Here is a 20314-nt window from a genome sequence, read left to right on the forward strand (position 1 = left end):
CAAAGAACTAGACAACAATACCGGCGTCGCTTCGCTACCCCTCTTTAGGAAGGGCAGATCGCGTCGCCTGCGTTTCGCTGTCTCTGTGGAAGCGAGTAGCTCGCCCCGTCCGGTGAACAGCCCTCTACGGGGGGTCGCCCGACCCGTCAACGGCTTTTTGCAATTTTGTTTCGAGAAAGTTGCAGATCGGCGGAAATCCGCGGGTTTACCCCCTCTCAATCGATCGGGTTAAAAGGTGGTGTGATGGAAAGCCCCGCCGAATCAGCCCCTTCCCCCTCCGAATCGCTCGGGAACCAGGTCCGTCGCGCCGTCATCTGGCGTTCGGGAAGCCAGATTGTCGGGCAGATCGTGTCGTGGGCGTCGACCTTCCTCGTCATCCGGCTGCTGACGCCGGGCGACTATGGACTGGTCGCGATGACCGGGGTCGTGCTGTTGCTGCTCAACATGCTCAACGGCCATGGCCTAGCCAATGCGCTGATTCAGCATGGCAATGTCTCGCGTCGCGAGGAGCGGCAGGTGTTCGGGATGCTGCTGCTGCTCAACATCGTGCTGGGCGGCGTGCAGTTCGCCCTCGCCCCGCTGGCCGCCGCCTATTATCGCGAGCCGTTCGTCGCCGACCTGTTGCGGGTGCAGGCCCTTCTGTACCTCACCACGCCGTTCAGCTCCTTTGCCTACGCGCTACTGGCGCGGCGGATGGATTTCCATCGGCAGGCGCAGGTCAATCTGCTGTCGTCGCTCGCCGGAGCGCTGGCGGCGATCGGAGGGGCCTATGCCGGCCTTGGCGTGTGGACGCTGGTGCTGGCGCCCGCCACCCTGTTCGCGACGCGTGCGATCGGGCTGATGATCGCCGCCCGTGCCTGGATGTGGCCGAGCTTCGACTTTCGCGGTGCGGGCCATCTCGCCCGCTATGGCGGGATCGTGGCGGGCGCGAGTTTGCTGAGCTTCGCCCAGAGCCAGGCCGATATCCTCGTTGCCGGGCGCTTCTTCGACGCGCATGCGGTCGGTATCTACACCACCGCGCTGTTCCTGACCCAGATCTTCACCAACAAGGTCGTGCCGCCGATCAACGAGGTCGCCTTCTCCGCCTATGCCCGGATGCGCGACGATCCGGCGGCGGTCGCGAACGGGTTCGTCCGGTCGGTGCGGGTGCTGATGCTGGTCGCAGTACCCTTCTTCATTGGCCTGGCGGTGACCGCCGGACCGGCGGTGGCGATCGCGCTTGGGCCGCAATGGGCGGAGGCCGCGCCGCTGGTGACCCTGCTCGGCATCGCCATGCCGTTCATGACGCTGCAAGCGCTTTTCCCTCCGGCAGTCGACGCGATGGGCAAGCCCGGCACCACCGCCGGCACGACCGCGATCGGTGCGATCGTCCTGCCGATCGCCTTCCTGATCGGCGCGCGGTTCGGGATCGAGGGCGTGGCCGGAGCGTGGATCGTCGCGCATCCGATCCTGCTGGCGATCGTCGCCGCGCGGGCGCTGCCGGTCATCGGGTTGTCGGTGGGAGCCTTCGCCCGCGCGGTGGCGCCGGCGTTCGGCGCAGGGGCGGCGATGGCGGGTGCCGTAACCCTGGCCGTCCATGCCGCCGGGCCGCTGTCGCCGGTGCCGATGCTGGCGCTGCCGGTGGTGGTCGGCGGCGCGGTCTATGCCGGCAGCCTGTGGCTCTTCGCCCGCAGCGCGGTGCTCGACGCCTGGGCGATGCTCAGGCGGTCCTGAGCCGTTCGATCGCGGTACGAGTCGCCGCCAGATAGGCGTCGCCATGGAAGCGATAGGTGCCGATGAAGTGGACGAACGCCGGATCGGTCGCGAATGTCGCCCGTCCGAACAGCGCCGCATTCCAGAAGTTCAGATACCGGTCGTACGGCAGCAGCAGCGGATCGCGGCCATTGGCGACGACGAAGTTCGACGTCACCTGCTCGCTGCCCCAGCGCGACCAGCTCGCCCGGCCGATCGCCGCGTCCATCGCCAGCGAGAAACCTTCGGCCATTTCGCGCCCCGGCCCGCCCGGCGCAAAACCGGCAAAGCCCGAACAGCCGCGCACATAATGGAGCGGCCCATGCCCCGGCAGTTCTACCGATCCGATCGCCGCCTCCGCCGCGTCCTGCACATGCAGCCCCGCCGCGCGCGGATCGACGCCGGCCCGATCGCGCGCCAGCTCTGACGCGGTGCGGCGTTCGGCGCTCGCCTCGCCGCGCAACGTAAAATCACGCCCGGCATCGATCGCCGCGCGCACCTCGTGCAGGTCGCCCAGCGTCACCGTGTCCGAATCGACCTGGATCACATAGGCACGGCTGCGCAGGTCGAGGATGGTCAGCAACCGCTCCCATGTCCCGCCGCGCGGACACGGCCCGGTATCGACATCACCGATCGCGATGATGCGCGGACGGTTCAGATGATGCGCCAGCACCGCATGGTCGGCGGCGGTCAGCGTCCCGTCGTCGAGGATGACCACCCGCCCGCGCCCGAGCCGTTGCAGCAGCGACTTCACCGCGACCAGATAGGGCAGCAGCACCGCCGTCCCGATCATCGAGAACAGGATCACGCCATCGTCGCCCGTCGCGATCGGCGGGGTGGCGAGCACGCGCCGTGCCAGCCGGCGGTGCAGCCATTGCTTGACGTGCCAGTTGAGATGTTCGGCGAGCGAGGGAGTTGCCATGATGCCGCTCTATCGCTGCCGCCTTAACCGCCGGTCAACGCGCACTTACGCCTGCTGGATATAGGCGCGCATCGCGTTCGCCTCCGCCTCGATCCCGTCGATGCGATGCTTGACCAGATCGCCGATCGACACGAACCCGACCAGCGCGTCGCGCTCGACCACCGGCAGGTGACGGATGCGTCGCTGCGTCATCAGCGACAATGCGCCGAGGATCGATGCGGAGGGTGGCACGGTCACCACCGGGCTGCTCATCCGTTCGCCGACCGCCATTTCGAGCACGTCCGCACCGACCTCGACCAGCGCGTGCACCACGTCGCGTTCCGAAAAGATGCCGGCGACCCGATTGTCGACCAGCACCGGCACCGCGCCGATGCGATGCTGCGTCAGCAACGCCACCACCTCGCGCACCGGCATGTCGGCCCCGACCGACACCACGTCCCGCCCGCCCGAAATCGCCGCGATCGTCATCGCCCTCTCCTCCTGCGCGGCGGTTCCCTCCCGCATCGCGTCCATGGGGTTGAGAATTCCACGCTTCGCGCCCAATGAAAAGCCATGGCGAACGATCTGGACGACCCCGACTATGCCGCGTTCGCGTGGGCGCGGTTTCGCTGGCTGCTCAAGATCATGGGTGGCGTGTCGATCGTCGCCGCACTGGTCGCGCTGGGCGGCATCTGGTGGTGGATCGGGTCGATGAACTGGATCATCGCCGCCGCGACGCTGGGTGGGGTCGGCGGATCGGTGATGCTGGGCGGTGTGCTGATGGCGCTGGTGTTCCTGAGCAACGGCTCCGGTCATGACGCCGCGGTCGATTCGTTCAATGCCGAGCGCGATCCGGGGCGGGATCCGCGGGAGTAGGCGTCCGGTTGGTCACTTTCGCGAAGGCAGGAGTCCATAAGCGCTTCGTGGCGCGCAGTTCGCGCGCCCATCCCGCGTCACCCCGGGCTTGCCCCGGGGTCCCGCTTCTCTCCGACGCCAGAAGAAGAAGAAGAAGCGGGACCCCGGGTCAAGCCCGGGGTGACGATAGGGAAGGACCAAAATCGCAACCGCCCCAAAACGCAAAACCCGCCGGGAGCCTCAGCCCCCGGCGGGTTTTCGCGAAACGAATCGGCCCGGCTGCGGGCCGGACGCGCTTACTTGATCTTCGCTTCCTTGAACTCGACATGCTTGCGCACGACCGGGTCGTACTTGCGGAAGGTCAGCTTCTCGGTCTGGTTGCGCGGGTTCTTCTTGGTGACATAGAAGAAGCCGGTATCGGCCGAGCTGACGAGCTTGATCTTGACGGTGGTCGGCTTTGCCATGACCCAAAAACCCCTTGGGCATGACGCCCGCAAATGACAATGGAAAGCGACCCGCCACGACGCGGGCTGCTGCAAGTTGGGGGCGCATGCGGCAATCGCGCGCCCGAGTCAAGGCTGGACGCCTTCATCGGAACGTAACCTCTGCATTGCAGGTTGGGATTCAAGAGGATGAAGGAGACGGCAATGCGGATCGAGTCGGTGCATATCGATGCGGAACGGGCGATGACCCGGGGCGGCGCGACCCATCCCTATGCCGAGATCGAGGCGATTCGCGCCATCGCCACCGCCGAATCGAGCCTGCCGGCGCTGTCGGTCCTCGCGCTGGTCGATGCCGCCATCGCGCGCGGCGAGCGTGCCTCGCTGCAGGAATGGACGGCGCTGGCCCGCGACGCGGTTCGCTGCGGGCGCAGCGACGTCGCGACGGCGCAGGCCTATGCCGCCGCCTGTTCGGTACGCCTCGCCGGCTGAACCACGACACGCATGGACCCGCTCGTTCCCGCGCTGGTCGCGGTCCTGCTGGCGGGAGTCGGCGATCGTCCGGCACTGTTGAGCGCGATCCTCGCCGACCGGCACGGATCGGCGGCGACCACCGCCGGCCTCGTCGCGCAGGCGATCGGCTTCGCGCTGGCGGCGGTCGGCGGCATGCTGGTCGCGCCCTATCTCACCCCCAATGCGCGCAGTCTGTTGCTGGCGCTCGCCTTGCTCTCGGCGGGCGGGGCGGCGCTGTTCCCGGCGCGGATCAAGGACCGACTCGATCATTGGCGGCTGCCCGGCTGGCTGACCGGCTTCCTCGGGATCGGCATCCTGGCGCTGGGCGACCGTGCCCAGTTCCTCGTCTTCGCGCTGGTCGCCCGCACGCCCGATCCGGTGGCGGGCACCATCGGCGCGACGCTGGCGACCATCGCCCTGTGCAGCGCCGCCGCGACGCTGGGCGAACGCGGCTGGCAACAATTGCCGTTCCGCGTGATCCGGCCGGTCGTGGCGGGACTGCTGTTGCTGAGCGGCGCGATCATCGGCCTTGGCGCGCTCCGCCTGCTGTGATCCAGCCGGTCGATCAGGCCGACCGATTTTTTTGAACCGACAGCGCGGGAAAGATTCGGCACCGCAATCGTTGCTGAACCGAATCATATCCAGCCGGAGAAAATCCCGTGACCAACCCCGCGCTCGACACGCCGACCGACCTCCCCAACAACAAGGTCGCCAGCGTCGCCGATGGCTTGAACGCCGCCCTGGCCGACTGCTTCACCCTCTATCTCAAGACCAAGAATTTCCACTGGCACGTCTCCGGCCCGCATTTCCGCGACTATCACCTGATGCTCGACGATCAGGCGTCGCAGATCCTCGCGGTAACCGACGTCATTGCCGAGCGCGTGCGCAAGACCGGCAACACCACGCTGCGCTCGATCGGCGACATTTCGCGCCGCACCGCGATCAAGGACAATGACAAGGATTTCGTGAAGCCCGACGACATGCTCGCCGAGCTGCGCGACGACAATCTCAAGCTGGTCGAACGCCTGCGCGAAGCCCGCGAAGCCGCCGAGGATGCCGGCGACACCGCCACCAGCAGCCTCGCCGACGACTGGATCGACGAAGCCGAAGAGCGCGCCTGGTTCCTGTTCGAAGCCGCGCGCAAGGGCTGATCCCTTCCCGCCGGACCATGCCAGGGCCCGCCGGTGCCATCCGCACCGGCGGGCTTTTTGTCGCATCCGGAACCGCACCTGCCCCCCACGCGCTTCTGGGAACAGGGCGATCCTGCCCCCCGTCAAGCCGGAGCACCGACATGTTGAAATGGGCCGTCATCTTCCTGGTACTGGGTCTGGTGCTGGGCGCCTTGGGCTTCGGCGGCGTCGGTGGTGCGTTCGTCGGCATCGCCAAGATCCTGTTCTTCGTCGCCATCGCCATCTTCGCCATATTGCTCGTGCTGGGTCTGCTCGCCGGCAAGGGCGTGAAGAACGCGATCGACTGAAGCCGCCAGCGATGCGCGCCTTTGCCGATCTGCTCGACCGGTTGATCTATACCCGGTCGCGCAACGCCAAGCTGGCGTTGATCGGCACGTATCTGCGCGAGACGCCCGACCCCGACCGGGGTTGGGCGATCGCCGCGCTGACCGGCGACCTTGACCTGCCGGCGGTCAAGTCCGCCGCGATCCGCGCGCTCATCACCGAACGGACCGATCCGGTGCTGTTCGCGATGAGTCGCGACTTCGTCGGCGACACGGCGGAAACCGTCGCGCTGCTCTGGCCCGAACCGCCGCCGGGCAGCGTGACCGATGCCGATCCGCTGACGCTCGATACCGTCGTCACCCGGCTGCGCAGCCTGTCGCGCTCCGACGCGCCGCGCGCGCTGGCCGCCATGCTCGACCGGCTCGAGTCGGACGAACGTTTTGCCCTGCTCAAGCTCGCCACCGGTGGCCTGCGCGTCGGCGTGTCCGCCCGCCTCGCCAAGACCGCGCTGGCGCAGGCGTTCGGTCTCGACGTCGATGCGGTGGAGGAGGTGTGGCACGGCCTCGCCCCGCCTTACACCGAACTGTTCGACTGGGCGGAGGGTCGCGCCGAACAGCCGCATGCCGCCGACCTGCCGGTGTTCCGCCCGTTCATGCTCGCCCATCCGCTCGACGACGGCGTGGTCGACCTTGCCGACTATGCCGCCGAATGGAAATGGGACGGCATCCGGGTGCAGCTGGTCCATGTCGGCGGCGAAACCCGACTCTACAGCCGCGCCGGCGACGACATCACCGCCGCCTTTCCCGAAGTCGCCGCCGCGTTCCGCACTCCAGGCGTCCTCGATGGCGAGTTGCTGGTGCGGGGGCAAGGCCAAGGCGATGCGCTCCACGCCGACGACACCGGCGCGGCCAGCTTCAACGCGCTGCAACAGCGGCTGGGGCGGAAACTCGTGTCGAAGGCGATGCTGGCCGACTATCCCGCCTTCGTCCGCCTCTACGACATCCTGTTCGACGGTGCCGAGGACCTGCGCGAACGGCCCTGGCACGAACGCCGCGCCCGGCTCGAAACCTTCGTCCCCCGCCTCGACCCGACGACTTTCGACCTCTCCCGTCTGATCGACGCCGCCGACTTCGCCGAACTGGCCAACATCCGCAGTCGCGCGCGCGATTCGGCGATCGAGGGCGTCATGCTGAAACGCCGCGACTCCCCCTATGTCGCCGGCCGTCGGGTCGGGCTGTGGTATAAATGGAAGCGCGATCCGCTCGTCGCCGATTGCGTGCTGATGTACGCGCAGCGCGGCAGCGGCAAGCGATCGTCCTTCTATTCCGACTATACCTTCGGCTGCTGGACCGCCGACCCTGCGCAAGGCGGCGAGCTGCTGCCGGTCGGCAAGGCCTACTCCGGCTTCACCGATGCCGAGCTGAAGGACCTCGACCGCTTCGTCCGCCAGCACACGATCAACCGCTTCGGCCCGGTGCGTGAGGTGGAAAAGACCCTGGTGTTCGAGGTCGCGTTCGATTCGATCCACGCGTCCAAACGCCACAAATCGGGCGTCGCAATGCGCTTCCCCCGCATCAGCCGCATCCGGCTCGACAAGCCGGCGGCGGAGGCCGACCATATCGCGACGCTGTTGAAATGGGTGAGCTAACTCACCCACAGACGAAACCGTACCCCCGCGCAGGCGGGGGTCCAGAGCCAAGCGGAACCCACGTCAGCGCATGCGACCCTGGATCCCCGCGTGCGCGGGGATACGCTCAACCCTGCGGCACCGGCTCTAACGCAATCTCGAACAAGGTCGGCCACCATTTCCCGGTCACGAACAAACGCTTCCCCGCCGCATCCCACGCAATCCCGTTCAGCACCGCCTCCGGATCGAGCGGTCCCAGCTCCGCGCGCAGCGGCGCCAGGTTGACCAGCCCGTCGACCTCGCCGGTCGCCGGATCGATCCGCACGATATAGTCGCGGTGCCAGATATTGCCCCACAGCTTGCCGTCGATCATCTCCAGCTCGTTGAGGTTGTGCACCGGGCGGCCATTGGCGGTGATCGTCACCCGCCGCTTCTCCTTGAACGTCTTGGGGTCCATGAACCGCAAGGTCGGCGTCCCGTCCGACAGGATCAGCGAGGTCCCGTCGTTCGCCAGCCCCCATCCCTCGCCCGGATAGCGCGCCCGCCCGACCGACTTGAGCGTGCGTGCGTCCCAACGGTGCGCGATCCCGTCCTGCCAGGTGATGCTGACCAGCTGTTTGCCATCGACCGCCAGCCCCTCGCCGAACTGCAATCCCGGCAGCTTCGTGCGCGCTAGCACCTTGCCGTCGTTCAGCCGCACCCGCCGCACGTCCGACACGCCGGGCTGGCCGGTACTCTCGAACAGGCTGCCGTCATGCCACACCAGCCCCTGCGTGAAGGCGGCGCGATCATGCGGATAGCGTGCGACGATCCGTGCCGAGATGCCCTCGACCGGGACCGGTACATGCGCGGCGGGGGGCGCGCCGGTCTGGGCCACGACGGCGGTGGTGGCGAGCGCAAGGCCCAGCGGCAGTGTCCAGCGGATCATGCGCATGTCTTTCTCGCCTCCTCCTTGCGCGTACCTGAACCGTTCAGAACGGCACCGCCGGGCCGGCCGGCACGATGCCGGTCGGATTGATATCCTTGTGGCTGCGATAATAGTGCGTCTTGATCTGGTCGAGGTCGATCGTGTCGGCGACGCCTGGCAGCGCGGCGATACGTTCGGCCAGCGCGCGCAGCCGCGGATAATCGACCAGCCGTCGGATATTGCACTTGAAATGCCCGTGATACACGGGATCGAAGCGCACCAGTGTCGTGAACAGCCGGATATCCGCCTCGGTCAGCCGCTCGCCGACCAGCCATTCGCCCGTCAACCGATCCTCCAGCCAATCGAGCGATGCGAACAGCGCATGGACCGCTTCGTCATAGGCGCCTTGCGTCGTCGCGAAGCCCGCGCGGTACACGCCGTTATTGACCGTCGCATAGACCCGCTCGTTCACCGCATCGATCTCGTCGCGCAGTTCAGCGGGATAGAAGTCGCCCGGCCTGGCACCCACATCGTCGAACGCGGTGTTCAGCATCCGGATGATCTCCGACGATTCGTTGTTCACGATGCGCCGCTCCTGCATGTCCCACAGCACCGGCACGGTGACCTTCCCGGTCATGTCCGGACCGGCCATGGCATAAAGCTGGTGCAGGTGATCCACGCCATTGACCGGATCGCCGGTCCCGCCGAATGCCCCGGCAAAGCTCCACCCCTGCGCGCCCATCACCGGCCCGACGACCGTCACCGGCAGCATCGCCTCCAGCCCTTTGAGCGCCCGGACGACCAGCGTGCGATGCGCCCAGGGACAGGCAAGGCTGACATAGAGGTGATAGCGATCCGCCGCCGCCGGAACGCCGGTCTGTCCATCCGGCCCCGGCGCCCCGTCGCGCGTCAGCCAGTCGCGAAACCCGCTCTCCGCCCGCTGGAAATTGCCCGACGCATCGGTCGGCGCGACCGGCGTATCATTGGTCCACACCCCGTTTTGCAGCATTCCCATCGGCAATCCCTTCGCATGTCGTCGCGCGTGCAACGCGCTCAGGCCGCGTCGGGGTTCCCGCCGTCCCGCCGAGCCGCACTTTCGCGCTTGAGCGGGCGGGCAACCGGACAGACTTCCTGCACGAAACCGTTCAGCGTGTTGGTCAGATTGTCGGGTACCAGCCGATAATAGACGAACTGCCCGCGCTTCTCGCTGCTGACCAGTCCGGCCGATTCTAGGATCGAGAGATGCTGCGAGATCGACGGTTTCGACATGTCGAACCGCGCCGCAATCTCGCCCGCGCTCAATTCGGCATGCGCCAGATAGGCGAGGATCTTGCGCCGGGGGACCGACGCCAATGCTTCGAACACGCGCTGCATGAAGCGATAGATAGGCGTGGAGCACCGGCTTGACAAATATGCTTCGTTATTTAGGTTATTTCCTAATTATCGAAGGGCTCTGTTATGGCTGATTGCTCGACGTTGCGGATGAAGGCTACCGAAACCAGCTGCGCCGTACACGGGCGGGTCCGCTGGGCGCCCGGACGATCGTTGTGGATCGGCGGCATGACGCTCGCCGCGCTCACCCTTGTCCCGTTCCACACCACCTTCGGCAGCGTGCTGCTGTTCCTCGGCACCAGCGCGGTAACGCTGTGTGCCGGCCATTCGGTCGGGCTGCACCGGTTGCTGATCCACCGCAGCTTCGTCGCACCGCTGTGGCTGGAACGGCTGCTGGTCTATCTCGGTACCTTGGTCGGCATGGCCGGGCCGCTGGGCATGGTCCGGCTGCACGACATGCGCGACTGGGCGCAACGTCAGCCCGAATGCCACCCGCTCCACGCCCATCGCGCGCCGATGCTGCAGGATGCGTGGTGGCAAATGCATTGCCGGCTCGACCTAGACCATCCGCCGTGCTTCGTCCCCGAAGCCCGCCTGCGTGACGACCGGTTCCTGCGCTGGCTGGAGGCGAGCTGGATGGCGCAGCAACTCCCCTGGGCGCTGCTGTTCTTCGCCGTTGGCGGGATGCCGTGGCTGGTGTGGGGCGTGGCCGCCCGAGTCGCGGTCGGCGTCACCGGCCACTGGCTGGTCGGCCACATCACCCACCGGACCGGGCCGCAGGGCTGGGTGATCGACGGCGCGGGGGTACAGGGCCACGACCTTCCCGTCGCCGCGCTCATTACCTTTGGCGAAGCGTGGCACGGCAACCACCATGCCTTTCCCGAATCGGTGAGGCTGGGTGTCCTGCCGGGTCAGCATGATCCGGGCTGGTGGCTGTTGCTGGCGCTGCGGCGCGTCGGCTGGGTCAGCGCGCTGAACGAACCGGCCGACCTGCCGCCTCGCGCCGGGTTGCGGCGAGTGCACGGCGCAACGGTGGTGGAAAGGATCGCGTGAGCGTCGCCGCGCCGTCGATCTGCCGACGTATCGCATCGGTCACCGTGGCGGCCATTGCGGCCGTTGCCATACTGGTTACCGCCTGGGGACTGCGCGAGGTCATCGACCATCGACCGGTTGTCGACGGCCGCCTTCCCGGACTGATCCGGTTGGGGCTGTTCGGGATCGTCTTCGGATCGTTCATCGCCGTGCCGATCTGCCTGATGCTCGGGCTGCCGCTATGGGACTTTGCGATACGGTCGGAGCGACAGCGCCAACGCGACGCGCTGCGTTTCGGGCTGATCGCCGGCGCCCTGATCGGTGCGGTCATGGCGATCGTCGGCGATCCGGGAGCCCGCTGGTTCGACGAACCGCTCGACTTTATCGGCTACTGCGTTACCGGCCTCTGTGCAGGCCGGATCGCCCATCGGCTTGGCTATCCACGACGCTGAACCCCTTCCAGCCACACCCCGTTCGGTTCGAGCAGCTTCGAGCCTGTCGAGAAGTGTCCGTCGAGAGCCCCGTCGCAACGGCCCGCTCAAATCTCCCCGATCAGGCGCAACAGCGAACAATCGGGATCGAGCAACGCGCCGATCCGCAGTCCGTTCTGCGGCACCGGCGGCTGCAATCGGGGAAAGCCGGTCGCCTGTTCGGGCACCCCCGCCGCCTTCACCACCGCATAAAAAGCATCGACGTCATCCAGGCGCAGACAGCTGCCATAGCCGCTGGTCGTCGGGTCGAAGTCCGGCCACGCGAAGAATTCCAGCTGCAAGTCGCCCCGCGTGAGGATCATCCACCCCGCATCGCGCCACGCCTCCTCGAATCCCAGCTTGGCATAAAAGTCCGACGTCACCGCAAAATCGCGCGACGGCAGGTTGGGCGTGGCCCGGTCCATCGTCATCCTCTCGATAAAAGGCCGCGGTACAGCCGGCGACCGATGCTCCTGCCCGTACGCCGCGGCATCCTATCCTCACGTGAGCGGCGATCCAACCGATGGCTGGTCCGGACAGCGCGTTCGGCGCATCGAGCGGACAGCGGATCCACGCGTCCCATTCTCGCTCCGCCCGCCAGCGCAGGAACCAGGCGGCACGATCGTCCGGGCTTACCAGCAGCGGCACGGCACCGGCACACGAACAAGACGTTCCCAGCCACCCAAACGAAAAGGGGCCGGCTATCCCATCGGACAGCCGGCCCCCAATTCATCGCCGAAGCGAGAACCTCACAGCTTGTTGAGGTTCACCGCTGCGTGCTTGCCGCGACGATCGACTTCCAGCTCGAATTCGAGCCGGTCGCCTTCGTTGAGCGTCGGCAGACCCGCGCGCTCGACGGCCGAGATATGGACGAACGCGTCCGGCTGGCCATCGTCGCGCTGGATGAAGCCGAAGCCCTTCATCGCGTTGAAGAACTTCACGACGCCGCTCGCGCGCTCGCCGGTCAGCTGCCGCTGCGGGCCGCCCATGCCGCCGCCACGCGGGCCGCCTTCGCGCGGTTCGCGCGGGGCGCCGCCGCCGGTGACCGGCAGGGGTTCGCCGTCGATCTTGAGGTCGGTCGCCGAGATGCGGCCGCCACGATCGACAAGGGTGAAGCCCATCGGCTGGCCTTCGGCAAGGGCGCTGAGGCCCGCCTGCTCGACCGCCGAGATGTGCACGAACACGTCTTCGCCGCCGTCATCGCGGACCACGAAGCCGAAGCCCTTCTGCGCGTTGAAGAACTTGACCACGCCGGTCGCTTCGCCGACGACCTGCGGCGGCATGCCGCGGCCACCGCCGCCGCCACCACCAAAGCCGCCGCCGCCGCCACGGAAGCCGCCACCGCCGCCGCCGAAGCCGCCGCGATCACCGCCGCCGAAGCCGCCGCGATCACCGCCGCCGAAACCACCACGGTCGCCGCCGCCATAGCCGCCACCGAAGCCGCCACGATCGCCACCGCCGAAGCCGCCGCCACCGAAACCGCCACGGTCACCGCCGAAGCCGCCGCCACCGAAGCCGCCGCCGCCGTAGCTGTCGTCACCAAAACCGTCGCGCTTGTCCCTGCCGCGCCCACCGCGCTCGCCGCGCCGTCCTCGATCGAAACTCATTGCCCTGTTCGTCTTCCCGGTTCGCCCAACTTCATCGTAAACCCAAGCGTCGAGCGAAAAACGCAGGTGTCCGGGCACCGCCAAACCGGGTGCCACTCCCCTGCCATAGCCTAAAACACCGCAGGCCCAAACCAATTTCGCCGCAGCAATGCTTCCCGTCGTCCCGAACCTTGTACAATTGTGGCGAAACCGGCACAGATTCGCCCCATGGATACCATTTTGGCACTTCTGACCGACCCGGCCGCCTGGGCCGCCTTCCTGACCCTGGTCGTGCTGGAGGTCGTGCTGGGTATCGACAACCTCATCTTCATCTCGATTCTCTCGAACAAGCTGCCGCCGCACCAGCAACAGACCGCCCGCCGAGTCGGCATCGGCCTCGCGCTGGTCATGCGGCTGGCGCTGCTGTCGATGATCGCGTTCATCGTGTCGCTGACGAACCCGGTGTTCGACCTTGGCATCACCGGAGCGGTCGACGGCTATGGCAAGCCGAGCTTCGAAACCGCCTTTTCGTGGCGCGACCTGATCCTGATCGCGGGCGGGCTGTTCCTGGTGTGGAAGGCGACCAAGGAAATCCATCACACGATGGACGACGAACCGACCGGCGAAGCGCTCGACAAGCAGGGCAAGGCCGCCGTGTCGTTCGGATCGGCCATCGCGCAGATCGTCGCGCTCGACATGGTGTTCTCGATCGATTCGATCCTGACCGCGGTCGGCATGACCGACGAGGTGCCGATCATGATGGCCGCGGTGATCGTGACGGTCGCGATCATGCTGGTCGCCGCCGATCCGCTGGCGCGCTTCATCAACGCCAACCCGACCGTGGTCATGCTGGCATTGGGCTTCCTGCTGATGATCGGTGCGGTGCTGATCGCCGACGGCTTCGGCGTGCATGTGCCCAAGGGCTATATCTATGCCGCCATGGCCTTTTCCGCGGGGGTCGAGACGCTCAACATCGTCTCGCGCCGGTCCAAGACGAAAAAGCGTCTCGCGCGCGAAGCCATCGAGCGCGAGGCTGTTCGTTAAGACGGTGCCGGCACCGCAAAATGCGCTTCGGCGCATTTTCAAACGCCTCTCCAACCGCTAGGCGCGACCTATGACCGTCTATTTCCACGAAGAAGACCTGCCCGAGGGCGTCTTTGCCCCCGGCGCCGACATCGCCGTCGATACCGAGACGATGGGCCTCATCACCCCGCGCGACCGGCTGTGCGTCGTCCAGCTGTCGGACGGCGGCGAGGACCAGCATCTCGTCCGCTTCAACCCCGGCAGCAGCTATGCCGCGCCGAGCCTGAAGGCGGTGCTGGCCGATACGAGCCGGGTCAAGCTCTATCATTTCGGCCGGTTCGACCTCGCCGCGATCGAATATTATCTGGGCGTCGTCGCCGCGCCGGTGTTCTGCACCAAGATCGCGTCGCGACTGGTGCGGACCTATACCGACCGCCACGGGCTGAAGGAGCTGGTCCGCGAACTGCTGGGCCAGGACATTTCCAAGCAGCAGCAATCGTCCGACTGGGGCGGCCCGGTCCTCTCGGAGGCGCAGCGTGACTATGCGGCCTCGGACGTGCGCTTCCTCCATGCGCTGCGCGAGGAACTGGTCAAGCGCCTCGCCCGCGAAGGGCGGACCGATCTGGCGCAGGCGTGCTTCGACTTCCTGCCGCATCGCGCGCGGCTGGATATCGCCGGCTGGCCGGAAATCGACATCTTCGCGCATATGTAAGGGACGGCCATGTCGGAAATCGCCCGCCAGGAACGAACGCGCCGGCAACGCCGCGCCGCGCCCGGCAGCGCGCATGACCGGCTGATCGCGACGCTGATGGTCGCGCTGCCGATCGCCATCGGCGTGCTGGCGGCGTTCCTGGTGATGGCGCCTTTGTTCATGCGCGGCGACACCAGCTTCGTGCTCGACAAGAACAAGGTCGATGTCGCGCAGGAACGCATGCGCCTGCGCGCCGCCGAATATCGCGGACAGGATGCCAAGGGCCAGCCCTTCGTCCTCGACGCCGGATCGGCGGTGCAGAAAAGCTCGGCCGAACCGGTGGTCCAGATGCAGGAACTGGCCGCCGGCATCCGCCTGCCCGACGGCCCCGCCCGCCTGACCGCGCCGCGCGGCCGCTATGACATGCGCTCCGAACAGGTCGATGTGCTGGGCCCGATCCAGTTCCGCGCCGCCAACGGCTATTCGCTCGACACCACCAACGCCACCGTCGACCTGAAGACCCGCCGGCTGCGCAGCGGCGGCGCAGTCACCGGCACCACGTCGATGGGCAATTTCAGCGGCGACCGGCTCGACGCCGATCTGGAGGCGCGCACCGTGCGCCTCACCGGCAATGCCCGCTTGCGCATCGACCCGGCACGCACGAAATAGTCGCCCATGATTCGCTATGCGCTACCGGGCCTTGCCGCCACCATCGCCCTCCTCGCGGTCGCGGGGTCGGCGCCGGCACAGACCCGGCATGATTCGAACGCACCGATCGACGTATCGGCCAACGCCATCGAACTGCAGGACAAGCAGCAGCGCGCCGTGTTCACCGGTGGCGCGGTGTTCCGCCAGTCGACCATGACGCTGAACGCCGACCGCGTCGTCATCGCCTATAGCGGACAGATCACCGACGGTTCGCCACAGGCGACGCGGATCGACGCCACCGGCAATGTCGTGCTGACCCGCCCGGACCAGACCGCACGGTCGCGCTTTGCCGTGTATGACATCAACCGCCGCGTGGTGACGATGATCGGCGGCGTGCGGCTGACGCAGGGCGCCAACACGCTGAACGGCGGGCGCCTGTCGATCGACCTCGACACCGGCCGCGCGACCATCGACGGATCGGGCGTCGGCAGCAGCGCGGCACCCGGCGGCGGCGTGCAGCAGAGCGGCGGACGGGTCACCGGCCGATTCTCGGTGCCGAAGCGGAATTGACGTCGGACAGCAAAACCACGTCACCCTGGGCTTGACCCGGGGTGACGGAATAACGGTGCGACGGTATCGCCGAAAACCGGCACGAACTGACCGCATATCGCGCCCGAACCACCGAACAGACCTTCCCTTCCCCTCGCTGTCCATGCAATAATCCTGCCAAAGTCGCGGCGATAACGTCGCGGTAACCATCGCCATGCGATCAGGACGTTGCCGATGCCCGACACCACCCTGCTGACCCCCGCCACCGAAGCCCGCCCGTTTGCGGAAGTCCCCTCGGACCGCGGGCTGTCGGTCGTGTCGATCGCCAAATCCTATGACAAGCGCGTCGTGCTGTCCGACGTGTCGATGTCGGTCGGGCGGGGCGAGGTCGTCGGCCTGCTAGGCCCCAATGGCGCGGGCAAGACCACCAGCTTCTATTCCGCCATGGGCCTGGTGAAGCCCGATGCCGGCCGCATCCTGCTCGACGGTGAGGATATCACCGCGCTGCCGATGTATCGCCGCGCGATCCTCGGGCTGGGCTATCTCCCGCAGGAAACCTCGATCTTTCGCGGCCTGTCGGTCGAAAAGAACATCCTCGCCGTCCTCGAACTGGCCGAGCCGGACAAGGCGGCGCGCGCCGAGCGGCTCGAACAGCTGCTCGACGAATTCGGCCTCACCCGCCTGCGCGCAGCCTCCGCCATGGCGCTGTCGGGCGGTGAGCGGCGCCGCGCCGAAATCGCCCGTGCGCTGGCGGCGAACCCGACGATCATCCTGCTCGACGAACCGTTCGCCGGCATCGACCCGATCTCGATCGCCGACATTCGCGACCTCGTCATCCAGCTCAAGTCGCGCGGCATCGGCGTGCTGATCACCGACCATAATGTCCGCGAGACGCTCGAAATCGTCGATCGCGCCTACATCATCTATGACGGCCGCGTGCTGTTCGCCGGGTCGCCCGCCGAACTGGTCGCCGACGCCAATGTCCGCCGCCTCTATCTCGGCGAAGGCTTCGAACTCTAACCGCCATGAGCCTCGCCCCTCGCCTCGACCTGCGCCAGTCGCAATCGCTGGTGATGACGCCGCAGCTGCAGCAGGCGATCCGCCTGCTCGCGCTGTCGAATCTGGAGATTGAGGGGTTCATCGCCGAAGAGATCGAAAAAAACCCGCTGCTCGATTCCGGCGGCGGCGGCAGCGACGATGACGGCCCCGCCTTCGACGCCGCCGAACCCGTCGCGACCGCCAGCGAACCCGCCGGGTCGGACGAACTGCTCGGCATCGGCGCGGCGAGCGGCGAATCGCTCGATCTCGATCTGGGCGACACCTTCCACCATGACAGCCCGTCGGACGGGGTCGGCTCGCTCGACGGGGGCCTCGGCCTCGCCGCGACCGGGGGTGGCGGGTTCGACGAAGGCCCCGACTTCGACACCTTCGCCAGCGACGACGTCTCGCTCGCCGACCATCTGCTGCAACAGGCCGGGACCTGTGTCGCCGGTGCCGACCTGTTCATCGCCAGCGCGATCATCGACCAGATCGACGAATGCGGCTATCTCACCGGCTCGCTGCTCGACATCGCCCATCGCCTCGGCATCCCGCTCGCCCGCGTCGAAGCGGTGCTGGGCATCGTCCAGACCTTCGACCCCAGCGGCGTCGGCGCGCGCAGCCTCGCCGAATGCCTGACGATCCAGGCGAAGGAGGTCGACCGCTACGATCCCTGCATGGCGCGGCTGATCGACAATCTCGATCTCGTCGCGCGCGGTGCCCTGCCGCAGCTGCGCCGCATCTGTGAGGTCGACGACGAAGACCTCGCCGACATGATCCGCGAACTGCGCGGCTATGATCCCAAACCCGGCTGCCGGTTCGGCGGAGAGCGCACCCAATCGGTCGTCCCCGACCTGATCGTCGCGCCGCGCAAGGACGGCTGGGCGGTGGAGATCAACGGCGCCACCCTCCCGCGCGTCCTCGTCAATCGCGGCTATTTCGCCGAACTCAGCGCCAATGGCGACAAATCGTCGAAAGCATGGCTGTCCGACTGCCTCGCCAGCGCCAACTGGCTGGTAAAGGCGCTCGACCAGCGGCAGCGCACCATCCTGAAGGTCGCGACCGAGATCGTGAAGCAGCAGGAGGCGTTCTTCCGCCAGGGCGTCGCCCATCTCCGCCCGCTGACCCTCGCCAAGGTGGCCGAAGCGATCGAGATGCACGAATCGACCGTCAGCCGGGTGACCTCGAACAAATATCTTTCCTGCCCGCGCGGGCTGTTCGAGCTGAAATATTTCTTCACCTCCGCCATCCAGTCGGCCGATGGCGGCGAGGCGGTGTCGGCACTTGCGGTCAAGGACGCGATCCGCACCCTGATCGCGAACGAGGACCCCAAGAAGATCCTGTCCGACGACACGCTGGTCGAACTGCTGAACGCCAAGGGCTTCGATATCGCCAGGCGGACGGTCGCCAAATATCGCGAGGCGATCGGGCTAGGGTCGTCGGTCCAGCGCCGCCGGCAAAAGGCGCTGGGCGGGTAGGACTTTCCTACACGGGGCAGCGTCGCCATGATGGCCGGCGCTCTTTCCCACCGTCCATTCGCGTCCTTTTACCGGGCAAGGTCACGCACGCCGTAAAACGCGCACGAGTGTGAACTTAGTGAACTTTGGAACCGGCGTTGCCGCTAAATGCTTCAAATCATTCAAGCCCGTGTGGTTCGAGTAGCGATCGAGCCTGTCGAGAGCGCGTATCGAGAACGGGGTTCCGCTGGACAGGCGTTCTCGACGGACGCTTCTCGACAAGCTCGAAGCTGCTCGAACCCAACGGGGGATTTGGAAAGGTCGTCCTAAACGTCCAATTTCTCATAATCCGCCGGCGGCGGCACGCCTTCCATCCGCTCGGCCAGCAGCGGGCGAAAGCTCGGGCGGCTCTTCATGCCGACATACCAGCGCTTCGCCAGGTCGTGCGTCTTGAAATCGATCCCGCCCAGATAATCGGCGATCGAAATCTGCGCCGCCGCCGCCAGGTCGGCGAGGCTCATCGTCGCGCCGCCGATCCACTGCCGATGGTCGAGCAGATAATCGATATAGTCGAGATGCTCGACCGCCGCCTTCATCGCCTCGCGCAGTACCCGCGTATCGGGCGTCTGGCGGTGGACGATGCGCTTCTCCATCCGCTCCATCAGCAAGGGACCTGTGATCTCGCGATAGAATTGCGTGTCGAACCACGTCACCAGCCGCCGCTGTTCGGCGCGGTCGGCGGCGCTGCCGTTCAGCATGGCGGGCTTGTCGCCCGTCTCCTCGATATATTCGCAGATCGCCATCGAATCGATCAGCCGGATGCCGGCTTCGTCATCGATCATCACCGGGGTCTGCCCGGCCGGATTGATGTGCAGGAACTCGTCGCGCCGCGCCCAGGGCGATTCGCGCACCGGCTGATAGCCGATGCTCTTTTCCGCCAGCAGCAGGCGGACTTTCCGCGAGAAAGGACATAGCGGGAATTGCAGGAGCTGCCACATGGGTCCGTGTTAGGCCGCAGGCTGGCCGGGCGGAAGGGGATTCGTGTGGGGTTGCTCGGCAGTCTGGTCTGGTTGGTCGTGGCGATCCTGCTCGCCGACCGCTCGCCGCGCCCGGCGGTTCAGGCGGTGGCAGTCGTCTGTGCAGGACTTTCCGGCACGACCCTGCCCGATCTCGACCTGCTGCTGCCGCTCGGCCATCGTAGCGGCCTGACCCATTCGCTGCTGCCGCTTGCCCTCGCCCTGTTCGCCACGCGCTGGCGCCCGGTCATGGCCGGCCTCGCGATCGGCATCGGCCTGCACCTCGCCGCCGATACCTTCCCCAATGCGATGCGCGGCTTCGCGACGGTCAAGCTGCCGGGCGTCGGTTCGCTCGGCGCCACCGGTTCCTATGCGTGGCTGGGGATGCAAGCGCTGGCCGCGACGCTGGCCGGCGCGGTCCTGCTGGCGGCGGCGCTCCCGATCCGCCTTGCCCTCGTCACCGCCGCGGCACTGGCGATGGTCGGGATCGCCTATCTCTTCGCGACCGATGGCGGCTGGCCGGCGCTGGCGGTCTATGGCGCGTTCGGCTGGCTGGCGATCCGGCGGAGGACCGTGCGGGTGGCAAGCTAACCTGCTGGCAAGTTTTTTGCCCTACAGCCAACGGCATGGAAGCGACCTTCTCGATCCGCAACGACATCCCGCATGCGCTGATGCACATCACCATGGCGGGCTTTTTCGAACCGGCGGACATCGCGCGGTTCGCCGCTGCGCGCGATCGCGAACTCCTCGCGTTGCGGACGCGTCCCAACGAGCATCTGACGCTGGTCGATATCCGCGCGATGGATATCCAGGCCGCCGACAGCGTCGCCGCCTTCCGCCAGTTGCTTGCCGATCCGCGCACCGTCTCGCGCCGGATCGCGTTCGTCGTCGGCCGCTCGCTGGCCGCGATGCAGATCCGCCGCGCCGCGCATGGTCGCGACACGCAATATTTCGCCGATATCGAGGAAGCGGAGGCATGGCTGCTGTCCCCGCAGACACCGCTGCGGATGGCGTCCCGGGCCGGCTGACCGGCCCGGGACCACC

General features: G+C 67.0%; 26 protein-coding genes. 17 read left to right on the plus strand and 9 right to left on the minus strand.

Annotated elements, in window-relative coordinates; translation table 11 throughout:
• Nucleotides 1-243 precede the first annotated feature (243 nt).
• Nucleotides 244-1713, plus strand: coding sequence for a lipopolysaccharide biosynthesis protein (locus AVT10_RS14370; protein WP_066692945.1), 1470 nt, complete (start codon nt 244-246; stop codon nt 1711-1713).
• Here AVT10_RS14370 and AVT10_RS14375 read toward each other — a convergent pair.
• Nucleotides 1700-2653, minus strand: a complete 954-nt coding sequence (locus AVT10_RS14375) for a hypothetical protein (protein WP_066692951.1) — start codon at nt 2651-2653, stop codon at nt 1700-1702. The two genes, AVT10_RS14370 and AVT10_RS14375, sit on opposite strands and share 14 nt — an antisense overlap.
• A gap of 45 nt (nt 2654-2698) precedes the next feature.
• On the minus strand, nt 2699-3121 hold the full coding sequence (locus AVT10_RS14380; protein WP_066693016.1) for a CBS domain-containing protein: 423 nt from the start codon (nt 3119-3121) through the stop codon (nt 2699-2701).
• Nucleotides 3122-3205: 84 nt separating this feature from the next.
• On the opposite strand from AVT10_RS14380, the gene AVT10_RS14385 reads away from it, so the two are divergent.
• Nucleotides 3206-3508, plus strand: coding sequence for a hypothetical protein (locus tag AVT10_RS14385; protein ID WP_066692954.1), 303 nt, complete (start codon nt 3206-3208; stop codon nt 3506-3508).
• 275 nt (nt 3509-3783) lie between these two features.
• On the opposite strand, the gene rpmG is transcribed toward AVT10_RS14385, so the two are convergent.
• Nucleotides 3784-3951: a 50S ribosomal protein L33 gene (rpmG, locus tag AVT10_RS14390; RefSeq protein ID WP_055757016.1), complete on the minus strand. Its 168-nt coding sequence runs from the start codon at nt 3949-3951 to the stop codon at nt 3784-3786.
• Nucleotides 3952-4134: 183 nt separating this feature from the next.
• On the opposite strand from rpmG, the gene AVT10_RS14395 reads away from it, so the two are divergent.
• From AVT10_RS14395 to AVT10_RS14415, 5 genes are all read left to right on the plus strand, one after another.
• On the plus strand, nt 4135-4419 hold the full coding sequence (locus AVT10_RS14395; RefSeq protein ID WP_066692959.1) for a hypothetical protein: 285 nt from the start codon (nt 4135-4137) through the stop codon (nt 4417-4419).
• 12 nt (nt 4420-4431) lie between these two features.
• On the plus strand, nt 4432-4992 hold the full coding sequence (locus AVT10_RS14400; RefSeq protein ID WP_066692962.1) for a TMEM165/GDT1 family protein: 561 nt from the start codon (nt 4432-4434) through the stop codon (nt 4990-4992).
• Nucleotides 4993-5099: 107 nt separating this feature from the next.
• Nucleotides 5100-5591 carry a Dps family protein gene (locus AVT10_RS14405; protein ID WP_066692963.1) on the plus strand — a complete coding sequence of 164 codons (492 nt, stop codon included), beginning with the start codon at nt 5100-5102 and terminating at the stop codon, nt 5589-5591.
• A 140-nt stretch (nt 5592-5731) separates the two neighbouring features.
• Nucleotides 5732-5917, plus strand: coding sequence for a DUF1328 family protein (locus AVT10_RS14410; RefSeq protein ID WP_066692965.1), 186 nt, complete (start codon nt 5732-5734; stop codon nt 5915-5917).
• Between the two features lie 11 nt (nt 5918-5928).
• On the plus strand, nt 5929-7542 hold the full coding sequence (locus tag AVT10_RS14415; RefSeq protein WP_066692967.1) for a cisplatin damage response ATP-dependent DNA ligase: 1614 nt from the start codon (nt 5929-5931) through the stop codon (nt 7540-7542).
• A gap of 106 nt (nt 7543-7648) precedes the next feature.
• Here AVT10_RS14415 and AVT10_RS14420 read toward each other — a convergent pair whose 3' ends face one another.
• The 3 genes from AVT10_RS14420 to AVT10_RS14430 are packed head-to-tail and all read right to left on the minus strand — an operon-like array spanning nt 7649 to nt 9802.
• Entirely contained in the window at nt 7649-8449 is an 801-nt protein-coding gene (locus AVT10_RS14420) for a glutaminyl-peptide cyclotransferase (protein ID WP_126014374.1), read from the minus strand.
• Nucleotides 8450-8492: 43 nt separating this feature from the next.
• Complete coding sequence (locus AVT10_RS14425; RefSeq protein ID WP_066692969.1) at nt 8493-9443, minus strand: glutathione S-transferase family protein; 951 nt, start codon at nt 9441-9443, stop codon at nt 8493-8495.
• Between the two features lie 38 nt (nt 9444-9481).
• On the minus strand, nt 9482-9802 hold the full coding sequence (locus tag AVT10_RS14430) for a metalloregulator ArsR/SmtB family transcription factor (protein WP_066692971.1): 321 nt from the start codon (nt 9800-9802) through the stop codon (nt 9482-9484).
• 84 nt (nt 9803-9886) lie between these two features.
• Here AVT10_RS14430 and AVT10_RS14435 point away from each other — a divergent pair, with 84 nt between their 5' ends.
• A complete protein-coding gene (locus AVT10_RS14435) occupies nt 9887-10813 on the plus strand; it encodes an acyl-CoA desaturase (protein WP_066692973.1) in 927 nt (308 codons plus the stop codon).
• Nucleotides 10810-11244 carry a hypothetical protein gene (locus tag AVT10_RS14440; RefSeq protein ID WP_066692976.1) on the plus strand — a complete coding sequence of 145 codons (435 nt, stop codon included), beginning with the start codon at nt 10810-10812 and terminating at the stop codon, nt 11242-11244. Before AVT10_RS14435 ends, AVT10_RS14440 begins: the two co-directional genes overlap by 4 nt.
• 86 nt (nt 11245-11330) lie before the next feature.
• Here AVT10_RS14440 and AVT10_RS14445 read toward each other — a convergent pair whose 3' ends face one another.
• Complete coding sequence (locus tag AVT10_RS14445; RefSeq protein ID WP_420038512.1) at nt 11331-11687, minus strand: bleomycin resistance protein; 357 nt, start codon at nt 11685-11687, stop codon at nt 11331-11333.
• A gap of 324 nt (nt 11688-12011) precedes the next feature.
• On the minus strand, nt 12012-12869 hold the full coding sequence (locus AVT10_RS18875) for a cold-shock protein (RefSeq protein WP_066692982.1): 858 nt from the start codon (nt 12867-12869) through the stop codon (nt 12012-12014).
• A 207-nt stretch (nt 12870-13076) separates the two neighbouring features.
• On the opposite strand from AVT10_RS18875, the gene AVT10_RS14455 reads away from it, so the two are divergent.
• The 6 genes from AVT10_RS14455 (at nt 13077) to rpoN (ending at nt 18275) form a co-directional block, all read left to right on the plus strand.
• Nucleotides 13077-13892 (plus strand): TerC family protein, encoded by an 816-nt coding sequence (locus AVT10_RS14455; RefSeq protein WP_066692985.1) that lies wholly within the window; start codon nt 13077-13079, stop codon nt 13890-13892.
• 70 nt (nt 13893-13962) lie between these two features.
• Entirely contained in the window at nt 13963-14583 is a 621-nt protein-coding gene (locus AVT10_RS14460) for a ribonuclease D (protein ID WP_066692986.1), read from the plus strand.
• A gap of 9 nt (nt 14584-14592) precedes the next feature.
• Nucleotides 14593-15231: an LPS export ABC transporter periplasmic protein LptC gene (gene lptC / locus AVT10_RS14465; RefSeq protein ID WP_066692987.1), complete on the plus strand. Its 639-nt coding sequence runs from the start codon at nt 14593-14595 to the stop codon at nt 15229-15231.
• Between the two features lie 6 nt (nt 15232-15237).
• Complete coding sequence (locus AVT10_RS14470) at nt 15238-15780, plus strand: LptA/OstA family protein (RefSeq protein WP_066692989.1); 543 nt, start codon at nt 15238-15240, stop codon at nt 15778-15780.
• Between the two features lie 213 nt (nt 15781-15993).
• Nucleotides 15994-16779: an LPS export ABC transporter ATP-binding protein gene (gene lptB / locus AVT10_RS14475; RefSeq protein ID WP_066692992.1), complete on the plus strand. Its 786-nt coding sequence runs from the start codon at nt 15994-15996 to the stop codon at nt 16777-16779.
• Nucleotides 16780-16784: 5 nt separating this feature from the next.
• Nucleotides 16785-18275 (plus strand): RNA polymerase factor sigma-54, encoded by a 1491-nt coding sequence (gene rpoN, locus AVT10_RS14480; RefSeq protein WP_066692995.1) that lies wholly within the window; start codon nt 16785-16787, stop codon nt 18273-18275.
• A gap of 305 nt (nt 18276-18580) precedes the next feature.
• Here the strand turns inward: rpoN and AVT10_RS14485 are convergent, their stop codons facing one another.
• Complete coding sequence (locus AVT10_RS14485; RefSeq protein ID WP_066692998.1) at nt 18581-19252, minus strand: glutathione S-transferase family protein; 672 nt, start codon at nt 19250-19252, stop codon at nt 18581-18583.
• Between the two features lie 45 nt (nt 19253-19297).
• Here AVT10_RS14485 and AVT10_RS14490 point away from each other — a divergent pair, with 45 nt between their 5' ends.
• Nucleotides 19298-19861 carry a hypothetical protein gene (locus AVT10_RS14490; RefSeq protein WP_126014376.1) on the plus strand — a complete coding sequence of 188 codons (564 nt, stop codon included), beginning with the start codon at nt 19298-19300 and terminating at the stop codon, nt 19859-19861.
• A gap of 35 nt (nt 19862-19896) precedes the next feature.
• Entirely contained in the window at nt 19897-20298 is a 402-nt protein-coding gene (locus AVT10_RS14495) for a hypothetical protein (protein WP_066693002.1), read from the plus strand.
• The last annotated feature ends 16 nt before the right edge of the window (nt 20299-20314 follow it).

Origin of the sequence: Sphingomonas hankookensis (assembly GCF_001619955.1) — a bacterium.
In the GTDB taxonomy this organism is placed as follows: Bacteria; Pseudomonadota; Alphaproteobacteria; order Sphingomonadales; family Sphingomonadaceae; genus Sphingomonas; species Sphingomonas hankookensis_A.